Origin of the sequence: Cupriavidus sp. KB_39 (assembly GCF_052114485.1) — a bacterium.
In the GTDB taxonomy this organism is placed as follows: Bacteria; Pseudomonadota; Gammaproteobacteria; order Burkholderiales; family Burkholderiaceae; genus Cupriavidus.
Genome location: NZ_JBFREV010000236.1, coordinates 1 through 393 on the forward strand (window position 1 = coordinate 1; position 393 = coordinate 393).

The 393-nt window shown below is 73.0% G+C and carries 1 protein-coding gene; it reads left to right on the forward strand.

Annotated features, from left to right (window positions below; translation table 11 throughout):
• The coding region (locus tag AB4Z27_RS29730; protein WP_441646076.1) for a cupin domain-containing protein at positions 1-391 on the forward strand (391 nt) is incomplete at its 5' end.
• Positions 392-393: the final 2 nt, after the last annotated feature.

Below are 393 nucleotides of genomic sequence, written 5' to 3' on the forward strand. Positions count from 1 at the left end.
CGCGTATTCGGCGTGGCACCGCATCTGCGCCGCGTATTCGGCGTGGCACCGCATCTGCGCGGACGAAGGCTGGCATTTCTACGCCGGCGGGCCGCTCGACGTGCATGTGATCGATGCCGCAGGCCGGTTGCACACCCACCACCTCGGCAACCCGCTGCACGACGCGGGCACCGCGTTCCAGGCGGTGGTGCCGGCCGGCTGCTGGTTCGCGGCCGAGCGGGTGGCGGGTTACGCCGGCGGCTATTCGCTGGTGGGCTGCACGGTGGCGCCCGGGTTCGAGTTCAGCGAGTTCGAACTGGCCGATGCGGCCGCCCTGGCCACGCTGGCCGCCGCCCATCCGCATCACGCCGAGGTGATCGCCCGGCTGGCGCCCCGGCTCCCGCAGGGCTGACC